This window comes from Methylobacterium sp. AC315 (assembly GCF_979253755.1).
Map to the genome: position 1 here is coordinate 123,562 of NZ_CEEDEA010000002.1, position 16,329 is coordinate 139,890.

The 16,329-nt window shown below is 70.7% G+C and carries 20 protein-coding genes; 8 read left to right on the plus strand and 12 right to left on the minus strand.

Features of this window, described 5'->3' with window-relative positions; all coding sequences use genetic code 11:
- Positions 1 to 268: 268 nt before the first annotated feature.
- From AC0IY0_RS03360 to AC0IY0_RS03370, 3 genes are read right to left on the minus strand one after another with little or no spacing between them, the layout of a single operon-like run.
- Positions 269 to 1,399 (minus strand): beta-ketoacyl-ACP synthase, encoded by a 1,131-nt coding sequence (locus AC0IY0_RS03360; protein WP_471763078.1) that lies wholly within the window; start codon positions 1,397 to 1,399, stop codon positions 269 to 271.
- Complete coding sequence (locus tag AC0IY0_RS03365) at positions 1,396 to 1,863, minus strand: 3-hydroxyacyl-ACP dehydratase FabZ family protein (protein WP_147907528.1); 468 nt, start codon at positions 1,861 to 1,863, stop codon at positions 1,396 to 1,398. The genes AC0IY0_RS03360 and AC0IY0_RS03365 overlap by 4 nt, the downstream gene beginning before the upstream one ends.
- Positions 1,864 to 1,884: 21 nt before the next feature.
- Positions 1,885 to 2,193, minus strand: coding sequence for an acyl carrier protein (locus AC0IY0_RS03370; protein ID WP_147856187.1), 309 nt, complete (start codon positions 2,191 to 2,193; stop codon positions 1,885 to 1,887).
- Positions 2,194 to 2,495: 302 nt separating this feature from the next.
- On the opposite strand from AC0IY0_RS03370, the gene AC0IY0_RS03375 reads away from it, so the two are divergent.
- Positions 2,496 to 3,608, plus strand: coding sequence for an AI-2E family transporter (locus AC0IY0_RS03375; protein WP_147898653.1), 1,113 nt, complete (start codon positions 2,496 to 2,498; stop codon positions 3,606 to 3,608).
- 58 nt (positions 3,609 to 3,666) lie between these two features.
- On the opposite strand, the gene AC0IY0_RS03380 is transcribed toward AC0IY0_RS03375, so the two are convergent.
- Both AC0IY0_RS03380 and AC0IY0_RS03385 read right to left on the minus strand, forming a co-directional pair.
- Entirely contained in the window at positions 3,667 to 4,158 is a 492-nt protein-coding gene (locus AC0IY0_RS03380) for a thermonuclease family protein (protein WP_246692175.1), read from the minus strand.
- 272 nt (positions 4,159 to 4,430) lie between these two features.
- Positions 4,431 to 5,123: a L,D-transpeptidase gene (locus AC0IY0_RS03385; protein WP_461230716.1), complete on the minus strand. Its 693-nt coding sequence runs from the start codon at positions 5,121 to 5,123 to the stop codon at positions 4,431 to 4,433.
- Between the two features lie 214 nt (positions 5,124 to 5,337).
- Here AC0IY0_RS03385 and AC0IY0_RS03390 point away from each other — a divergent pair, with 214 nt between their 5' ends.
- Positions 5,338 to 5,781, plus strand: coding sequence for a VOC family protein (locus AC0IY0_RS03390; RefSeq protein ID WP_147907531.1), 444 nt, complete (start codon positions 5,338 to 5,340; stop codon positions 5,779 to 5,781).
- Between the two features lie 2 nt (positions 5,782 to 5,783).
- Here AC0IY0_RS03390 and AC0IY0_RS03395 read toward each other — a convergent pair whose 3' ends face one another.
- Positions 5,784 to 6,227 (minus strand): cyclic nucleotide-binding domain-containing protein, encoded by a 444-nt coding sequence (locus AC0IY0_RS03395; RefSeq protein ID WP_147855109.1) that lies wholly within the window; start codon positions 6,225 to 6,227, stop codon positions 5,784 to 5,786.
- 79 nt (positions 6,228 to 6,306) lie between these two features.
- Here AC0IY0_RS03395 and AC0IY0_RS03400 point away from each other — a divergent pair, with 79 nt between their 5' ends.
- Positions 6,307 to 7,146, plus strand: coding sequence for a thioredoxin domain-containing protein (locus AC0IY0_RS03400; protein ID WP_471763079.1), 840 nt, complete (start codon positions 6,307 to 6,309; stop codon positions 7,144 to 7,146).
- A gap of 11 nt (positions 7,147 to 7,157) precedes the next feature.
- Here the strand turns inward: AC0IY0_RS03400 and AC0IY0_RS03405 are convergent, their stop codons facing one another.
- Positions 7,158 to 7,364: a hypothetical protein gene (locus tag AC0IY0_RS03405; RefSeq protein WP_147907532.1), complete on the minus strand. Its 207-nt coding sequence runs from the start codon at positions 7,362 to 7,364 to the stop codon at positions 7,158 to 7,160.
- A gap of 250 nt (positions 7,365 to 7,614) precedes the next feature.
- Between AC0IY0_RS03405 and AC0IY0_RS03410 the strand changes: the two genes are divergently transcribed.
- Positions 7,615 to 7,803: a con-10 family general stress protein gene (locus tag AC0IY0_RS03410; protein WP_147907533.1), complete on the plus strand. Its 189-nt coding sequence runs from the start codon at positions 7,615 to 7,617 to the stop codon at positions 7,801 to 7,803.
- A 172-nt stretch (positions 7,804 to 7,975) separates the two neighbouring features.
- Here the strand turns inward: AC0IY0_RS03410 and AC0IY0_RS03415 are convergent, their stop codons facing one another.
- Together AC0IY0_RS03415 and AC0IY0_RS03420 are read right to left on the minus strand one after the other, a co-directional pair.
- On the minus strand, positions 7,976 to 8,350 hold the full coding sequence (locus tag AC0IY0_RS03415; RefSeq protein ID WP_147940623.1) for a hypothetical protein: 375 nt from the start codon (positions 8,348 to 8,350) through the stop codon (positions 7,976 to 7,978).
- 461 nt (positions 8,351 to 8,811) lie between these two features.
- Positions 8,812 to 9,615, minus strand: coding sequence for a response regulator (locus tag AC0IY0_RS03420; protein ID WP_147907535.1), 804 nt, complete (start codon positions 9,613 to 9,615; stop codon positions 8,812 to 8,814).
- Positions 9,616 to 9,785: 170 nt separating this feature from the next.
- Here AC0IY0_RS03420 and AC0IY0_RS03425 point away from each other — a divergent pair, with 170 nt between their 5' ends.
- Entirely contained in the window at positions 9,786 to 10,133 is a 348-nt protein-coding gene (locus AC0IY0_RS03425) for a NepR family anti-sigma factor (RefSeq protein WP_471763080.1), read from the plus strand.
- A gap of 167 nt (positions 10,134 to 10,300) precedes the next feature.
- Here the strand turns inward: AC0IY0_RS03425 and AC0IY0_RS03430 are convergent, their stop codons facing one another.
- Positions 10,301 to 10,477, minus strand: coding sequence for a DUF1328 domain-containing protein (locus AC0IY0_RS03430; protein WP_007568853.1), 177 nt, complete (start codon positions 10,475 to 10,477; stop codon positions 10,301 to 10,303).
- 520 nt (positions 10,478 to 10,997) lie between these two features.
- Here AC0IY0_RS03430 and AC0IY0_RS03435 point away from each other — a divergent pair.
- Complete coding sequence (locus tag AC0IY0_RS03435) at positions 10,998 to 11,918, plus strand: MBL fold metallo-hydrolase (RefSeq protein WP_471763081.1); 921 nt, start codon at positions 10,998 to 11,000, stop codon at positions 11,916 to 11,918.
- A 2-nt stretch (positions 11,919 to 11,920) separates the two neighbouring features.
- Here AC0IY0_RS03435 and AC0IY0_RS03440 read toward each other — a convergent pair whose 3' ends face one another.
- Together AC0IY0_RS03440 and AC0IY0_RS03445 are read right to left on the minus strand one after the other, a co-directional pair.
- Complete coding sequence (locus tag AC0IY0_RS03440; RefSeq protein WP_147907537.1) at positions 11,921 to 12,700, minus strand: DUF1499 domain-containing protein; 780 nt, start codon at positions 12,698 to 12,700, stop codon at positions 11,921 to 11,923.
- Positions 12,701 to 12,762: 62 nt separating this feature from the next.
- Complete coding sequence (locus tag AC0IY0_RS03445; protein WP_471763082.1) at positions 12,763 to 14,571, minus strand: AsmA family protein; 1,809 nt, start codon at positions 14,569 to 14,571, stop codon at positions 12,763 to 12,765.
- 308 nt (positions 14,572 to 14,879) lie between these two features.
- On the opposite strand from AC0IY0_RS03445, the gene AC0IY0_RS03450 reads away from it, so the two are divergent.
- Positions 14,880 to 15,620, plus strand: a complete 741-nt coding sequence (locus AC0IY0_RS03450; RefSeq protein WP_147907539.1) for a CoA transferase subunit A — start codon at positions 14,880 to 14,882, stop codon at positions 15,618 to 15,620.
- Positions 15,621 to 15,642: 22 nt separating this feature from the next.
- Positions 15,643 to 16,305 carry a CoA transferase subunit B gene (locus tag AC0IY0_RS03455; protein ID WP_147907540.1) on the plus strand — a complete coding sequence of 221 codons (663 nt, stop codon included), beginning with the start codon at positions 15,643 to 15,645 and terminating at the stop codon, positions 16,303 to 16,305.
- Positions 16,306 to 16,329: the final 24 nt, after the last annotated feature.

The window sequence follows — 16,329 nt, forward strand, 5'->3', positions numbered from 1 at the left end:
ATAGGAAAGTCAGAACCGCCCTGCGAAGGCGTAACGGTCCAAGATATCCGGACACGTGCCGATGCGGCTGAGATAGACCCTCACCCGCGCATTGGCAAGTCCGCCGAACTATTTCCGCGCGGATCAGGATCGACGAGGCCGGCTTCGTTTCGACCGGCAGTGAACCGAGAGACGGCTGGAAGATGCACGCCTCCAGGCAGATGGCGGCCGCTGTCGAAGGGCCGCGTGGCCCGGCGTCCAGGCACTTCGGACCGTTTCCGCAGGCTGATCAGGCCGTCTGCAGGCGCAGCACCCCTTCGCCACGGCGATGGCCCACCGTCGTTACCGCCACCTCGCGGGCCGACCCTGCCGCGACGAGACCTGCCGCGAGAGCCGCCCCGAGCGGGGCGACGACCTCGAGGCCGTGCCCGATCACGTCGCCGAGCGCCCGGACGTCGGCACCCGGCGCGAGCCGCGTGAGCGCGTCCCGCTCCTCCTCGGTGATCACGGTGACGCCCGAGGCTCCGGACAGGACGCGGTCCGGGGCCGAGAGGCCGGCCTGCAGCCAGAGCGCTTCGAGGCTGGCGGCGACGCTGCCGGGGACGCGCCGCGTGCGGTCGCTCGCGACACGGTCCAGCCGGGCGAGCGCCCGAGCCCCGCGAGCAGCCGCGTGTGCTTCCGATTCCAGCATCAGGAAGGCTGCGCAGCTCCCCAGGATGAAGCCGGACGCCGACGCAGCCCGCTCGAAAACCGGACGGTACGGTGCACGGGCGAGGTAGCCGCCCATCTCGTGGACCACGAGCACGTCCGGCCGTTCCGCGCTGTAGGAGCCGCCGACCAGGATCGCGTCGATCTGCCCCGAAGCGATTCGCGCCTGCGCGATCCGCAGCGCATCCACGCCGGCCGCCTCCTCCCCCATGAAGGTGCGCGAGGCCCCCGTGACCCCGTGCACGATGGCGATGTTGCCGGCGAGCAGGTTCGAGAGCTGGGCGAGGAATAGCGTCGGCCGCAGGTCGTTCTGCAGCCGCTCATTGAGATAGGCGCCCGGATCGGCGGCATCGCGCAGACCCGTCAGGATCGCGCCATCGACGGCGTAGTCGCGCTCGCCCCCGCCCGCCGCGACGACGAGATGGAGCGCCTGCTTGAGGGCGGCATCGTCCTTCACGCCCGCGGAATCCAGGGCGAGGCCGGCGGCGTAGACACCCAGACGCTGCCACGCCTCCATCTGCCGCTGGTCGCTGCGCTTTGGGATCTGCTGGTCCCAGGAGATCGGCGGTGCCGGATGTACGCAATAGGGGGCGAACGTCTCGGTGTCGGTCCGGGGCGCCGCGCCGGCATCGAGGGCCGCGAGATGCGCGTCGATCCCTTCGCCCGCGCAGGAGACGAGGCCGAGGCCGGTGACGACGACCGGACGGCTCATGGCTGCGCCGGGTCCGCGAACAGGCCGATTGCCTGGGCCCGCGCGCGCATCGGCACGTCGAGCCCATCCGGGAACGGCATGGTGCGGAAGCGCAGTTCGGCGTCGCATAGCGCCGTCCCGGCATGGCTGATCGCCGCCTTCGTCACGGCGTAGCCCGAGCCGTCATGCTCCAGCGTCGCGGTCACGATCAGGTCCGCGCCAGGCCCGACGAAGGACCGGAACCGGGCCTTGTCCACGCCGGTGAGGAACGGCATCCGGGTGAAATCAAGATGGGCGAGCACGAGGTAGCCGGAGGCCTGCGCCATGGTCTCGGTCAGCAGCACCCCGGGGACCAGCGGATGGCCGGGGAAATGTCCCTCGAAGACAGGGCTTTCCATCGGAACCCGAGCCAGCGCCTCGATCCGGCCGGCGGCCCGATCGAGGTGCCGCACGGAATCGATCATCTCGAAATATTCGAGGCGCATGGGGCGTCGGGCTCTGGCGCGTCAGACCTTGGCGGCCTTCTCGGCCACCAGGCCGTCGATGCGCGCGCACAGGTTCTTGAGGACGAAATACTGCTCGGCCGGGACCTTGCCCTCGTTGACTTCCTGGGTCCAGCGCTCGAGCGGCAGCTTGATCCCGAAAGCCTTGTCCACCGCGAAGGCGATGTCGAGGAACGCCAGGCTGTCGATGCCGAGGTCGTCGATGGCGTGGCTCTCCGGGGTGATCCTGTCCCGGGGGATGTCGGCGGTCTCGGCTATGATGTCGGCCACGCGCTGGAAGGTGGCGCTGCCGTGGGCGGGCTCGTCGGACATGTCTTCTCGCGGGCTGTTCGGTTTCCGGATCGGTCGGGCGGGGAGCCCCCCCTCGACGCCGGGCGACCCGGCGCTCACGCCCCGCGCGGCCACCAATACGCGTACGGGGCCCGCTACGGGCCCGTCGGACGGCCGCGACCTCTACACGAGGGGGTCAGGGGCGGCAACCGCGGCGGTTCCCGGTGCGTTGCAGCGCTGGTTCGGGGTCGTGCACCGGATCGTGTGCGCGGACGCCCCCTGCGCCGCGACGAATTCGGTCTATGTGCGCGGCATCGGTTGCGCGGCGTCAGGAGACGAGACGGATGTTACCCACGGTTCAGCCCGTCACGGCTCCGGCGCATCCCGGCCCCCCACCGCCTCCGGAGCGGGCGCGCTCCCAGGGCGCGGCCCGGGTCGTGCTGGTGCTGGCGCTCTCGGCGCTCGGGCTCTGGATCCTGCACGGGTTCCTGCCGGCGCTGGCCTGGGCGGTGGTGCTGGCGATTGCGCTGTGGCCGCTCTACGCCCGCCTGGAGCGCCGCTTCCCACCGGGCCGGCACAATCTGCTGCTGCCGACCCTGATGACCACCGCGGTGGCCCTGGTGTTCCTCGCGCCCCTGGCGATCCTGGGGGTTCAGGCGGCACGCGAGGCCCACGACGTCGCCGAGTTCGTGCGCAACGCCGAGGCGAGCGGCATCCCGGCCCCCGAATTCCTGCAGCACCTGCCCTACGGCGCCGCACAGGCGACCGCGTGGTGGAACGACAATCTCGGGCACGCCCAGGCGGGATCCGACCTGCTGCACCGGTTCGACAACCACTCGGTGGTCGGCGCCTCACGGAACTTCGGACGCGAGGTGGTGCACCGGATCGTGCTGTTCGGTTTCAGCCTGGTCGCCTTGTTCTTCCTATTCCGCGACTGGCGCACGATCACCGAGCAGGCCCGCTCCGCCTGCGACCGGCTGTTCGGCCCCCGGGGCGAGCGCGTCGCCCGGCAGATGGTGGCTTCGGTGCACGGGACCGTCGACGGCCTCGTTCTGGTCGGACTCGGCGAGGGCTTCATCCTCGGGGTGGTCTACTACTTCGCCGGGGTACCGCATCCGGTGCTGCTCGGGGCCTTCACGGCGGTGGCCGCCATGATCCCGTTCGGCGCGGCGCTCGCCATCGCGATCGCGGCGCTCCTCTTGGTGGCGGCGGGTTCGATGAAGGCCGCGGTCGTCGTGGCCGTGGCCGGATTCGTGGTCACGTTCGCGGCCGACCACTTCGTTCGGCCGGCGCTGATCGGGGGCACCACGAAGCTGCCGTTCCTGTGGGTGCTGCTCGGGATCCTGGGTGGCGTCGAGACTTTCGGGCTGCTCGGCCTGTTCGTCGGCCCGGCCGTCATGGCGGCGCTGGTCCTGCTCTGGCGGGAATTCACCGAGGGCCACGACAAGACGGCGTGATCGCGTCTAGGGCGTCGCCGTGTCTCGAAGGCGTGCGGGCGCCGTTCGGGACGATGCCCTAATCAGCCGCGCTCGCACCGGCCGAGGCTTCCATGCGACGCCGGTCCTGGCGCCAATCGGCAGGCTTCTCGAAGGTCCCGGCCCAGAGGCCGCGCCGCGTCGCCCAGGCGTGGCCCTCCTGCGGGGTGTAGGCCACCGTGACCTGGCGGCTGGCCAAGGCATGGCCCTGGGCGACCATCCAGGCCGAGAGGTCCTCGCCATGCGCGCGGCAGACGCCCGCAATGCCGCTGACGGGCGTACCGTCGCGGCGCTCACAGGTGACGACGCCGCTGCCGATATGGGCGGTCAGCGCCAGGGCGGCGTCGCGACCGCAGCGGTATTCCCGGCCGGTGACGGTCTGGCAGCTCTGCGCCGTCTCCGGCGCGTCGATCCCGTAGAGGTTGATGCGGGTGCCGTGCACCTCGATCGTGTCGCCGTCGATCACCGTCGCCGGTCCGCTGATCGTTCCGGCCGCGGCGGCGGGGGAACAGAGGAGCAAGAGGGCGAGCATCGATCTTGTCATTGGAAAGCTGTCCACGAACGACCGGCAAGGGTTTCTCGAAGCGCCCGGAATCGCCGGCCATTGTGGCGCTTTTGCCGGCTCAGCCATGCGCTTTGGGAAGACCCGGGCGTCCCGCGGAGCGCGCTCGACCGACCGTTACGCGAAGAGATTGCGAAAGCGTTGCCCCTCAGCTTCCACATTTCACGCGCAGGGACGGGCATCGAGCCGGCGATCCACCGACATCCGCGACGGTATGGGACCGGAATCCGGCGAACCGGACGTCAAGTCCGGTACTTGCCGCTCCGCTTGACCAGGACCCGGGTGCCGACCGGGACGCGCTCGTAGAGGTCGGCGATGTCCTCGTTGAGCATCCGGACGCAGCCCGACGACATCTGCTCGCCGATGCTCCAGGGCTCGTTGGTTCCGTGGATCCGGAACAAGATGTCGCGGTTGCCCTGGTAGAGGTACAGAGCCCGGGCGCCCAGCGGGTTGTCGACGCCGCCCTTGCGGGTGCGGGGCAGGTCGGGGTTGAGCGAGACCATCGTGACGGTCGGGCTCCAATCCGGCCAGACGCCCTTGCGGCCGACGCGCGCCTCACCCTTCCAGGAGAAGCCGGCCTTGCCGACGCCGACGCCGTACTGCATCGCGGTGCCGTCGGCCTGGACCAGGAGGAGCTGGCGCTGGTCGATGTCGACCAGGATCGTGCCGGGCTTCTCCGGACCGTTGTAGCTCACCTGCTGGCGGCGGTACTTCGGATCGAGGCGGGCGGTGTCGACCAGCGGGATGTCGAACGGCTTGTCGGCCTTCGTCCCGATGTACCAGGCCGATTCATCGTCCTGTGCGAGCTGGGACGGGCGGGTCTGGCAGGCGGCCAGCGGCGCGATCGCCACCACGGCGAGCAGAATTCGCGAGAGCAGGAGCCGGCGAATTCGGCTCCAGGCCGACAGGTGGGATGCGATCATGGGTCCTGACATGCGGGATACGGTCCAGGGCGCTATGCCTACCGTCTCCCCGTCTGCGACGATGTAGCTTTTGCGCCGCACGGACGCGCGAGCGCCCACTGCCACGGCCATGGTTGCGCCCTAATTCGGCGCGGAAGATCGCGGACCGGTACGGCCTTCGAACGGTCGCTGCCGGTTCCTGGGCGACGACGGCGCCCCTGAGATCCGGCATCCGCGGAGGCACGACATGGCCGAGACCGAGACGCTTGCGACCGACGCGGCGGTCGTCCCCGGGGACCTTCTGCGCCCCGCCATCCACCTCGACCATTGCGTGATCCACGTCACCGACTGGTCGCGGTCCAACGCCTTCTACCGCGACGTGGTCGGCGCCGAGGTGATCGAGCGCGGGAGCGGCTTCGCCTACCGGTTCGGCGGCGTGCAGCTCAATTGCCACGGGCCGGGCGTGAAGGCGGAGCCGGTGGCGGCGCAACCCGTGCTCCCGGGGAACAGCGATCTGTGCTTCCGCTGGTCGGGCACGATCGAGGCCGCGATGGCGCATCTCGAGGCGGCCGGCGTGCCGGTGGAGCTGGGCCCGGTCGAGCGTCACGGCGCGGCAGGCCTCGGCCTCAGCGTCTACTTCCGCGACCCGGACGGCTCGCTCCTGGAATTCATCACCTATCCGACCGCGTGAGGTCAGCCCCGACTCTCAGCGAGCGCCTGGTTGGTCTGCTCCAGCCGCAGCGCCAGCACCCGCATCAGCGCGATGCTGATCTGGGGAAACTGCGCCAGCAGCTCCAGGAACACGCCGCGGTCGATCCGCAACGCCGTCACCGCCGTCTCCGCCGTCACCGTGGCGGAGCGGGGCTGGTCGGCCAGGATGCCCATCTCGCCGACCAGGGCGTCCTGCCCGAGCAGCGCCAGCCGGACCGGGCCGGCCGGCCCGTCGATGCTCACCTCGGCGCTGCCCATGAGGATCACGTAGGCGGCATCGGCCACGTCGCCCCGAGCGAAGAAGCGTTGGCCCGGCTCGAAATGCACGCGCTCGCTGGTGAAGGCCAGAAGCTTCAGGCGCGCCGGCTCCACCTCGCGGAACAGCGGCACCTGCCGCAGGGAGGAAACCTCGGTGTCGAGGGTCATGCACTGGCTCCGCGACGGGTGTCACGCCCTCGCGGGCATGGGTGGTACTGAGAGGGCCGGACCGGCCGACGACATATCCATGCGGTTCATCAAGCCCTTGTCCAGTCCCAGGCCCGACGCAATCCGCACGGTTCAGTACCTGATCGTCAGCCTACTGACGATTGCATGCGCTGGCCTGGCGAATCCCGGGACCGCCCAGGCGCGCCTGGTTCAGGCGGACCTCGCCCGGGTGGCGGCTGCCCCTGCGCCCGGCGCCCAGGCGCCGCTCTCCGTGCCGGTGACGGACGCGCGGACCGGGCGCACCACAACGCTGGGAGAGGCGCTGGGCGGGCGCGCCACCCTCCTGCTGCCGGTGGATTACACCTGCGGGAACGTCTGCGACCCGATGGTGTCGATGGCTGCAGATGCGTTGGCGGCGACCGGCCTCCCCACGGACCAGTACGCCTGGGTGCTCGTCGGGATCGATCCCCGCGACGACGCCGCGGCCGCGCGTCGCATGCTGGACGAGACGCTCGGACCGCGTGGGGCCGGCGTCACGCCCTTGCTCGTTACCGATGCCGCCCTCGTCCGGCTGACCGGAGCACTGGGTTACACGGCCGTCTACGATCCCGGGACCGACAGCTTCGCCCATCCCGCCGCCGCGATGCTGCTGACCGGCGACGGCCGGGTGGCGCGGGTTCTCTCGCCCCTGGCGCTGACCGGCCGGGACCTCCGGCTCGCGCTGACGGAAGCCGGAGAGGGGCAGGTCGGCAGCCTGGCCGACCGTCTGACGCTGCTGTGCTACGGCTACGATGCCGCACGCGGCCTCTACACGCCGCTGGTCCAGCGCATCCTGACCGTGGCCGGCCTCGCCACGATCCTGGGGATCGGCCTGCTGGTGTTCGGCCTGTCTCGCAGGACGCGGGCGGGGCCCGGCTGACGGGCGGCGCCTCAGCGCTTCGTCGAAAGCCCCTGCTCGCCCGGTGCCGGCGCCTCACGCTTCAGGCTGGCGTTGAGGTGCGGCGAATCGATCGGCTCCTCGCGGGTGGTCGGCGTCGGCGAATCCTCGGGGGCCGGCATCGGCGGGAGCGGCGGCGTATTCGGCTTCACGGCCGGCTCGGATCCGGCCGCGTCCTTGACCATGTTGCGGTTCGTCACTGGCGGAAACCTCTCCTCGAAAGCCTGCGGCGTGGGAACCGGGCGCGGCCGCGCGAGAGTAGGCCGGCCTTGGGCCGGTCGGCAGCGGGCGCCTGCGGAGAAACGCGCAGATCAACCGGGGACCAACGCCGCACTCAGCCCGCGGTTGCCGCCAAGCTTAGCTTTGCCAAACTTGGCCACGTCTCATGACAGGAACCTTGGTTATTGCTGAAGGTTGTTGCGGGGTGAAGCGAAGCCTGAGGAGGAACTGATGGCATCCGGAAATTCAACCTCGAAGCGGGGCTTTGCCTCGATGGACCTGTCGCGGCAGCGCGAGATCGCCAGCAAGGGCGGACGCAGCGTGCCGGCCGAGAAGCGCTCCTTCTCGCAGGACCGCGAACTGGCCTCGACGGCCGGTCGCAAGGGTGGGCAGTCCACGGGGACCGGCCGCGCCGAGTGACGCACCGGACCGAACGAGTCGCGTAACGGCGCCGCGTCCCCTGGACCGGCGCCGTCTTTTTGCGACCGACCGGCTCTCGTCATCGCGGGAGCTCACACTACGGCCCCGACACCAGAAAGCCCCGCCGGACGGACGGGGCTTTTTGGTGTCTGGAAGAGAACCAGCCGGGCTATCAGGAAATGCAGCGGCCCGGAATCATGCGGCGGGCCTCGGGTCCGACCAGGGAGCTGAGCGCGGTCTCGCACCCCTCGCGGACCAGACGGCGCGGCTGCTGCGGCTGCTTCAGGAGCGGCCGGATGCCGATTTCCTGCCCCTCCTCGGCGACCGGGCCCGAACGGCTGTCGACGCGCTGTACCCCGGCGACCCGAGTCGGGCTGAGAGCCAGCGAGGCCGGGCGCATGCCGGGAAGCGGCGCCTGCACGGCGGCCGCCGCGGTCAGCACCGGCGGCGTCCAGCGGTCGGCGGTCTCACGCACCACCGGCTGAATCAGCACGGTGAGAAGAGCCGCGGGAGCACTCACGCCCAGAATGAAACCCGACCGCAGCATCGCCCCGACCTCATCATGAGAGCTTGACAGGATGTTTCCACAACGCGGCGTGCAATTGCAGGTTCCACAACTATCCCGTCCCTGTGGGCACTGAGTATTCGTTCGCGTTCAAGCCGTTGGTGCGACGGCGCACCGGCGTCATCCACAACCGTCCCCTGTGCGGAAAAAGTCACGCTCGCTTAAAAAGCGCATTGTCCGGAACCTCCCGGCCCGGCGCTCGTTCTCACGACACCCGGCCACCTGGTCCTCCCCGCATTCCCCTTGTGCATCGGCCGGAACCTCTTAGACGGGCTGGAGCCATCTCCAGCCCGTTTTTTTGCGCGCCGCAGGTCAGAGGCATCGCGAGGGACACCGCAAACAAAAACCCCGGCTTTCGCCGGGGCTTGTTCGGGACAGTCCTGCGGGCCGAGCCCGGAGACGGCGGACCGCCCCCGGTTACTGCAGAGAACCGACTTTCGTGGTCACGCCGATTTGGCTTCCCGGCGGCGCGCCGTCTGCTGGAAGAACAGCGCCTGGCTGATCACCGCGGAGACGTTCGCCGGCTGGAACGGCTTGGCGATGAGGAAGGCCGGCTCGGGCCGCTCACCCGTGAGGAAGCGCTCCGGATAGGCGGTGATGAAGATCACCGGCACTTCGAAGGTCTTCAGCAGGTCGTTCACCGCGTCGAGGCCCGAGGAGCCGTCGGCGAGCTGGATGTCGGCCAGGATCAGGCCGGGACGCTTGCCGTCGCTGGCGATCTTGATCGCCTCGGTGCGGGTGCGGGCGACACCGATGACGTTGTGGCCGAGGCCTTCCACCAAGGCCTCGAGGTCCATGGCGATCAGCGGCTCGTCCTCGATGATGAGGATCTCGGTGGCCATGTCGGCGGCGAGCTCGCGGCCGGCTTCGTCCACCAGGTCGCGGACCTCGGAGACGTCCACGGCCAGGATGATCGCGGCGTCCTCTTCCGAGAAGCCTTCGAGGCAGGAGAGCAGGAAGGCCTGGCGCGGCAGCGGCGTGATCTGGCCGAGGCGGACTTCGGCGGGGAGGTCGTGCTGGACCTGCTCGCTGCGTCCGTTCACCGACAGGGAGTTCCAGATCCGGGTGAACACCCGGAACAGGTCGGCCTTGATGTTGGTGCTGCGGCCGAGCGTATCCGGCTCGTTGACGAGGGTTTCCAGGGTGGCCGCGACATAGGCGTCGCCCGCCACTTGGCTCCCCGTGAGCGCCCGAGCGTAGCGGCGCAGGTACGGCAGGTGCTGTACCACGAGTTGCGATGTCGACATTCGATCCCCTGTGCCTCGCCGTGTTGCCCGGCCGCGATGCCTCGGTCCGCGACCGAGGCCGTGCCGGGGCCGGCTTGTATCCTGCGCAGCCTACCGCCCAACGCGGCGGCCCGCACTCCGTTCCGCCCCCAGCGGAACCGATCCGGCGGGCGGGCGTTGCAGCCGCAGCCATGGCGTATGTCGAGCCGCAGTACAATGCGGCCCAGCGGACTTCGGCAATAAGGGGCGTGTGGATGGCGGATCAGGGTAAGGATGCAGCCTCCAGTGCGGGCGATCCATATACTGGCACCGCCGCAGAACCCACGGCACCGTCCGAAGCGCGCCAATCCGGGGCTTCCCGGGGCATCGCGACATCCGCTGGTGCGCGCTCCGACGGGAGCGGCCTGAGCGACCAGACCCGCAACCGCATCGCCGCTCAGTTGCGCGCGATGTACGATACCGTCGCCCTGCAACCCGTGCCCGACCGGTTTGCCGAACTCATCGCCAAGCTGGACGGCGGTGAGCGCGAGAAAACCTGAGCGGTGGAAGTCTTCAGCGACGGAAGGCTTGAGCTTGGAAGGCTCGGGCGGCACCGGTGGACCCTGTGGATCCTGATGTCGCCGCGATGAAAAAGCCGCCGTTTGGGACGGCGGCTCTTCCCAAGTCTATCGTCAGCCCGGCGCCAGCGCCGGCCTCTACGATGGCTTTAAAGCGTCGGGGAACGGCCACGCATCAGGCCGACAACGGCCGAGATCGCGAACAGGACGATCGCCACGAAGAACACAAGCTTGGCAGCTTCCATCGCGGTGCCGGCAATACCACCGAAACCGAGCAGAGCGGCGACCAGAGCCACGACGAGGAAAGTTACGGCCCAACCGAGCATTGTGCGTATCCTTTGAAAGGTCCGGCGCGGGCGGCCGCGTCGTTCTGGACTCCAAAACGCCAAGGTTTGGTTCTGGTTCCGCGCACTTGACAAAGCCCACCGGTTTCGTCTCGCTGGCGAACCGCCCCGCGACGATTGGGTGACGGAACGGGAGTCAGACGGTCGCGTTCGCTGTTAGGTCACTAGGTCCGAACCGGGATCCGAGATGCTGCAAGCTGCAAAGAGAGCCGTTCGATCCAAGCTCGCCGCCCTGGCGGCGCGTGTCACCGAGATTGTCGATGGGGCCGCCGACGCGGCGCGCGCGGCCGCCCTCGGCCTCGGCGTGGCGCCGGCCCCCGTACCGGTCCCCGTTCGCGTCCGGTCCGGGCGTTCGCACCGCGCGGGCTGACGTCCCGCATGCCCTGAGGTACGGCTCCCTCCGGGACCGTTGTCCTCAGGGAAAGCCCCCTGGCCGCTGCGCCCGATTGCGCGGCGATCGCGCGCAGCCGTAGAACCACCGCCGGCACGGGACGGGGTGGCGATGACGGTCGAAGACGAGAGCGGGCCGCGTGTCGAGCGGTCCCTGCCCGAAAGCGGGCGCATGGAGCGCGTAGCCCCGCTGATCCGGCGGCGGATCGCCCCGAACGGCGGCCCCTTCACGGCAACCGGCACCTGCACCTACGTGGTGGGCCAGGATCGCGTGGCGGTGATCGATCCCGGCCCTGACGATCCCAGCCACATCACGGCGCTCCTGGACGACCTCGGCCCCGAGCGCGTCGAGGCGATCGTGGTGACCCACACCCATCGCGATCATTCGCCGGGCGCCCGCCTGCTGGCCGCCCGGACCGCGGCGCCGATCGTCGGCTGCGGCCCGCACCGGCCCGCCCGCGCCCTGGCGGAGGGCGAGGCGCCGATGCTCGATGCCAGCTCGGACGCGGCGCACGCGCCGGCGCGCATCCTGGCGGAGGGCGACGCCGTATCCGGTCCCGGCTGGACCCTCGTGGCCGTGGAGACCCCCGGCCACACGATGAACCACCTCGCCTTCGCGCTGCCCGAGGCGGAAGCCCTGTTCTCGGGCGACCACGTCATGGCCTGGAACACCACGATCGTCGCCCCCCCGGACGGGGAGATGCGGGCCTACATGGCCTCTCTGGAGAAGCTGCGCGGGCGCGGCGAGACGATCTACTGGCCCGGCCATGGCGGCCCGGTCCGCGAGCCCGCGCGGCTCGTCCGCTGCCTGATCGGCCACCGTCGCCAGCGGGAGGCGGCGATCCGGGCCCGGCTGGTCGCCGGGGACACGCGCATCCCGGAGGTGGTGGCGGCGATCTACCAGGGGCTCGATCCGCGGCTGCGGGGCGCGGCCGCCCTGTCGGTGTTCGCCCATCTCGAGGATCTGGTCGGGCGCGGGCTGGTCGCCTGCGACGGGCGGCCGCGGCTCGATGCGGCCTACGTGCCCGCCTGACCCTACTTCACCGCAAGCGCGAGGTTGGCGACGTCGTCGAGATAGGCGCGGATCCGGTCGGCGTTGGTGCCGAAGTCGCGCCCGCCGAGCCGAGAGGCCGAGCGCACGTCGATCCGGGCGCCGTCGGCCCGGGGGCGGATCCGCACAGTCACGTCGTCGGGCAGGTTCAGGATGAGGCCCCGGGCCACGGCCTCGATCCGCCCGTTGCCGGTGCGTCCCCCGGGACGGATCGCCTCGACGATCTGCCAATGCCGGTTGAGGGCCGCCTTGCGGGCCAACTCGAACGCCTCGTCGGCGCCGATGTCGAGGGTCAGCGGGGCGATCTGCGGGTAGGCGGCGCGCTGGCGCTCGCGGATTGCCGGGCCGGGATCGGCCGGATAGCGCCCACCCCGGGCCGCGAAGGCGGCGCGCGAGCGCGAGAAGGCCGGCGGGTTGTCGATATCGGTGGTGATGTCCGACAGGACCGGCAGGCGCAGGCCGCGCACGCCCAGATAGGCCGGGTAGCCCAGCAGGAGGATCGCCAGCACCAGGCCGGCCAGCGCGGCGCCCAGGCCGCGCGCGCCCTCGCGCCAGACATGCACGAACGCGAAGACGGCCGCCACCGCCGCGGCCAGGGCGACGCACAGCCCGGCCGCGAGCGCCACCAGCGCCGCGTCGGTGTCAGCGCGCGGGTCCCGCACCAGGATCAGGGCAAGACCGGTGGCGAGGATTGAGAACACCGCGAGCTGCCGCGACAGCGGCCCGGCTCGGGTGACGGGATCCTCGATAAGCTGGCGGCGCATGGGGGTCACGGAGGGGTTCGGGGCCGGAGCTCAGGGTCGGGCGGCAGGCGCGGGGATCGGGGTCAGGGTGCGTAGGCGCGGGCGGCACCGCTCAGCCCGAGGGCGGCCGGCACCTTGAAGGGATCGGGCAGCATCGCCTCGCCTTGAGACACGATCTGCGCCGTGGGGGCATCCAACGGACCCGTCACCTCGAACAGCAGCCCGCGGCCCGGGAGGTCGGCCAGCGGTCGCAGCGCCAAGTCGCCCCGGGCCGCGATCCGCCGGCCCGGCAGCGACACCTGACCCTGCAGGCTCGCCCCGACGCTCGGGCCCCGCAGGCCGGATTCGGCGAACTCGCCGATCCCGTCGGAGAAGCGCAGGGTGATCGCGGCACGCTCGAAGGCGGTCCGGCCGTTCCGGCGCGCCAGCGCCCCGGTGGGCACCGCACCGTTGCGGTGGACGAGCTCCGCCAGGTCGAGCCCCGTGATCGCACCGCCATCGACCGAGAGGGTCGCGCGGCCGCCGAGGCTGGCGAGCAGGGAGCCGCTGTCGCGGGCGCTACCCTCCAGGCTGAACTGGCCCTGCAGCGGGCCGCTCAGCCAGCGTCCCGCGCCGATCTCGCCCAGCAGGGAACCGATATCGACCCGGTCGAGGCTACCCTGCATCCGCACGTCGGTCTCGGCCGGATCCGCGGCGCTCGCCAGGGTCACGCGCCCCTTGAGCATGCCGTCCTGCACGCGCGCCCGGTTCACCGCGACCTCCACGGCCGCGTCCCGCACCAGGATGCTGGCGGCGAGGTCCTGTGCCAGGACCGGCCCGACGCGGCCCTCGGCCGCGGAGAGGCGCAGGTCGAGATCGCCACCGGTCAGTGGTCCCAGCGCCAGGGAGGCCGGCTCGGCCTGGAACAGCCGGATCAGGTCGGCGAGAAGCGGCGACAGGTTGAGCGTCTCGGCCGCCAGGGTGGCCTGGACCGAGAGGCGCGGCTCGGGCTCCGCCCCGAGAGTCACGGCGCCGGCCCCATCCAGGACGTCGTCGCCGAGCCCCACTCGCAGGCTCGGCCACGACACCGACCTGACCCCGGTCTCGAACCGTCCGTCGAGCGAGAAGGTGCCGGCGAGGGCGGCGAGCGGTGCGTCGCGCCCGAGCCAGGACAGGGTCCTGGGGAGCGCACGGCTCTCGAACCGGGCGCGCCCGGCCAGGACCGGCAGGCCGCCGCCGTCGGATGGCGGTCCTGCCGTCCCCTCGGCCGCCAGGCTGCCATCCGGCCAAGTCACCGTCGCCGTGAACGGCGTGCGCAGGCCCTGCGCGATATAGGCCGGCAGCATGTGGGCCAGGGCGATCCGTGTCGGCACGCCCCGCCAGGTCATGCTGGCATGGGCCTCGGCGGTCGCGCTCCAAAACGGCCAGGCGAGATCGATGTCGATGTCCCGGGCGTCCGTGCCGTCGCCGACCCGGGCGCCGTTGAGGGCGATCCGGCGCGGGTGCTGGGTCGCGCCCGCCCGCATCCGTCCGGCCAGCCGCGCCAGTGGCTCGCGCCAGGCGGCGGCATCCGGCGACAGGCGCGCCGCGTCGAGCCGCAACCCGCCAAGGGCGGCGCGGCCGGCGAGCAGGCCGATCGGATCGAGCTCGATCGTCAGGCGGCCGCCCTCCGCAAGCGTCGACCCGGCGGATCCGGCAGCGAGGCGGACACGCTCGAGGCTGAGGCGGGGAATCGGGAGGAGCGTGAGGTGCGCGGGCCCCTCGGCGGTCAGCGCGAGGCCGTACTCATCGAGTGCGGAACCCGCGAAGGTCATCGCCCGGCCGCCGTCGACCGACCAGTCCTGCAGGCCGAGCCCTGCGAGGACCAGGCATCCAAGGGCGGCAACGAAGATGGGGCGGCGCGGCGACATCATGCTCCGGATGGGCGAGCCGCAGGCGCGGCCAGGGGCCAGGTGCGGCGCCAGCCCCCTCAAGCCGTCGCGGCCCGGTAGGGTCTGCTCGTTGCGTTAACCTCATAGCGCGCTCGGGACGCCTTGTCTGCGGGGGCCCTGCCCGGCGACCCCGCTCTCCCCAGGCTCGCGGGTTACGGATCGCCCCGGACACCATGCGGGCCGTGTGCACCGGCACTGGATTTCGGCCGCGGAATCGGGGACAGCGGGCCGAGGAAACGTAGTTCCCAAGATTTCGACCGGGCCAGACCGGACGAGAAAAGGACGGTTCGATGAAGAAGGTCTACACGGATCCCACCGCGGCCTTGGCCGGCCTGCTGCGCGACGACATGATGGTCATGTGCGGCGGGTTCGGCCTCTGCGGCATCCCCGACGAGCTGATCGAGGCGGTGCGCGCCTCGGGCGTCAAGGGCCTGACCATCGTGTCGAACAATGCCGGCATCGACGGGGTCGGCCTGGGCAAGCTCCTGGACACCCGGCAGGTGCGCAAGATGATCTCGTCCTATGTCGGCGAGAACAAGGAGTTCGCCCGGCAGTATCTCGGAGGCGAGTTGGAGATCGAGTTCAACCCGCAGGGGACCCTGGCCGAGCGCATCCGCGCGGGCGGCGCCGGCATTCCGGCCTTCTTCACCAAGACCGGCGTCGGCACCAAGGTCGCCGAGGGCAAGGAGGTGCGGGAGTTCGACGGCGAGCACTACGTGATGGAGCGCGGGCTGTTCGCGGACCTCGCCATCGTGCACGCCCATACCGGCGATACCGAGGGCAACCTCCGCTACCGGATGACCGCCCGCAACTTCAACCCGATGATGGCCACGGCGGCCACGATGACGGTGGCGCAGGTGGAGCACCTCGTGCAGCCGGGCACCATCGACCCGGACACGATCCACACCCCCGGCATCTTCGTGAAGCGGATCATCGAGGTCGGCGCGCGCGAGAAGCGGATCGAGCAGCGCACCACGCGCAAGCGCGGCGACAGCACGCCGGCGGCCGCCGCCGGCGGCGGCACCCACTAGTCGAGGGAAAGGGAATAGAACGATGGCCTGGACCCGCGAGCAGATGGCGGCGCGCGCCGCCAAGGAACTGGAAGACGGCTTCTACGTGAACCTCGGCATCGGCATCCCCACGCTGGTGTCGAACTACATCCCCGACGGCATGTCGGTGCAGCTGCAATCCGAGAACGGCATGCTCGGCATGGGCCCCTTCCCGTACGAGGGCGAGGAAGACCCGGACCTGATCAACGCCGGCAAGCAGACGATCACGGCGCTGCCGACCACGAGCTACTTCTCGTCGGCGGATTCCTTCGGGATGATCCGGGGCGGGCACATCAACCTGTCGATCCTCGGCGCCATGCAGGTGGCCGGCAACGGCGACCTCGCCAACTGGATGATCCCCGGCAAGATGGTGAAGGGGATGGGCGGCGCGATGGACCTCGTCGCCGGGGTGAAGCGCGTCATCGTGGTGATGGAGCACGTCGCCAAGAACAAGGACGGCACCGAAAGCGCAAAGCTGCTCAAGGCCTGCGACCTGCCGCTCACCGGAACCCAGGTGGTCGACCTCGTGATCACCGATCTCGGGGTGTTCGAGATCGACAAGAAGGGCGACGGCGGCATGAAACTGATCGAGCTCGCCGACGGCGTCACCGAGGACGAGATCCGCGCGAAGACCGAAGCCGACTACACCGTCGCCCTCGCGGGCTGACGGCTGCCAGACACCGGGTCCGCC

What these genes read in the sequence shown, in the direction of transcription:
- AC0IY0_RS03360 (WP_471763078.1), bottom strand. Translation starts at nt 1,399, where the DNA reads ATGAGCCGTCCGGTCGTCGTCACCGGCCTCGGCCTCGTCTCCTGCGCG.
- AC0IY0_RS03365 (WP_147907528.1), bottom strand. Translation starts at nt 1,863, where the DNA reads ATGCGCCTCGAATATTTCGAGATGATCGATTCCGTGCGGCACCTCGAT.
- AC0IY0_RS03370 (WP_147856187.1), bottom strand. Translation starts at nt 2,193, where the DNA reads ATGTCCGACGAGCCCGCCCACGGCAGCGCCACCTTCCAGCGCGTGGCC.
- AC0IY0_RS03375 (WP_147898653.1), top strand. Translation starts at nt 2,496, where the DNA reads ATGTTACCCACGGTTCAGCCCGTCACGGCTCCGGCGCATCCCGGCCCC.
- AC0IY0_RS03380 (WP_246692175.1), bottom strand. Translation starts at nt 4,158, where the DNA reads ATGCTCGCCCTCTTGCTCCTCTGTTCCCCCGCCGCCGCGGCCGGAACG.
- AC0IY0_RS03385 (WP_461230716.1), bottom strand. Translation starts at nt 5,123, where the DNA reads ATGTCAGGACCCATGATCGCATCCCACCTGTCGGCCTGGAGCCGAATT.
- AC0IY0_RS03390 (WP_147907531.1), top strand. Translation starts at nt 5,338, where the DNA reads ATGGCCGAGACCGAGACGCTTGCGACCGACGCGGCGGTCGTCCCCGGG.
- AC0IY0_RS03395 (WP_147855109.1), bottom strand. Translation starts at nt 6,227, where the DNA reads ATGACCCTCGACACCGAGGTTTCCTCCCTGCGGCAGGTGCCGCTGTTC.
- AC0IY0_RS03400 (WP_471763079.1), top strand. Translation starts at nt 6,307, where the DNA reads ATGCGGTTCATCAAGCCCTTGTCCAGTCCCAGGCCCGACGCAATCCGC.
- AC0IY0_RS03410 (WP_147907533.1), top strand. Translation starts at nt 7,615, where the DNA reads ATGGCATCCGGAAATTCAACCTCGAAGCGGGGCTTTGCCTCGATGGAC.
- AC0IY0_RS03415 (WP_147940623.1), bottom strand. Translation starts at nt 8,350, where the DNA reads ATGCTGCGGTCGGGTTTCATTCTGGGCGTGAGTGCTCCCGCGGCTCTT.
- AC0IY0_RS03420 (WP_147907535.1), bottom strand. Translation starts at nt 9,615, where the DNA reads ATGTCGACATCGCAACTCGTGGTACAGCACCTGCCGTACCTGCGCCGC.
- AC0IY0_RS03425 (WP_471763080.1), top strand. Translation starts at nt 9,786, where the DNA reads ATGGCGTATGTCGAGCCGCAGTACAATGCGGCCCAGCGGACTTCGGCA.
- AC0IY0_RS03430 (WP_007568853.1), bottom strand. Translation starts at nt 10,477, where the DNA reads ATGCTCGGTTGGGCCGTAACTTTCCTCGTCGTGGCTCTGGTCGCCGCT.
- AC0IY0_RS03435 (WP_471763081.1), top strand. Translation starts at nt 10,998, where the DNA reads ATGACGGTCGAAGACGAGAGCGGGCCGCGTGTCGAGCGGTCCCTGCCC.
- AC0IY0_RS03440 (WP_147907537.1), bottom strand. Translation starts at nt 12,700, where the DNA reads ATGCGCCGCCAGCTTATCGAGGATCCCGTCACCCGAGCCGGGCCGCTG.
- AC0IY0_RS03445 (WP_471763082.1), bottom strand. Translation starts at nt 14,571, where the DNA reads ATGATGTCGCCGCGCCGCCCCATCTTCGTTGCCGCCCTTGGATGCCTG.
- AC0IY0_RS03450 (WP_147907539.1), top strand. Translation starts at nt 14,880, where the DNA reads ATGAAGAAGGTCTACACGGATCCCACCGCGGCCTTGGCCGGCCTGCTG.
- AC0IY0_RS03455 (WP_147907540.1), top strand. Translation starts at nt 15,643, where the DNA reads ATGGCCTGGACCCGCGAGCAGATGGCGGCGCGCGCCGCCAAGGAACTG.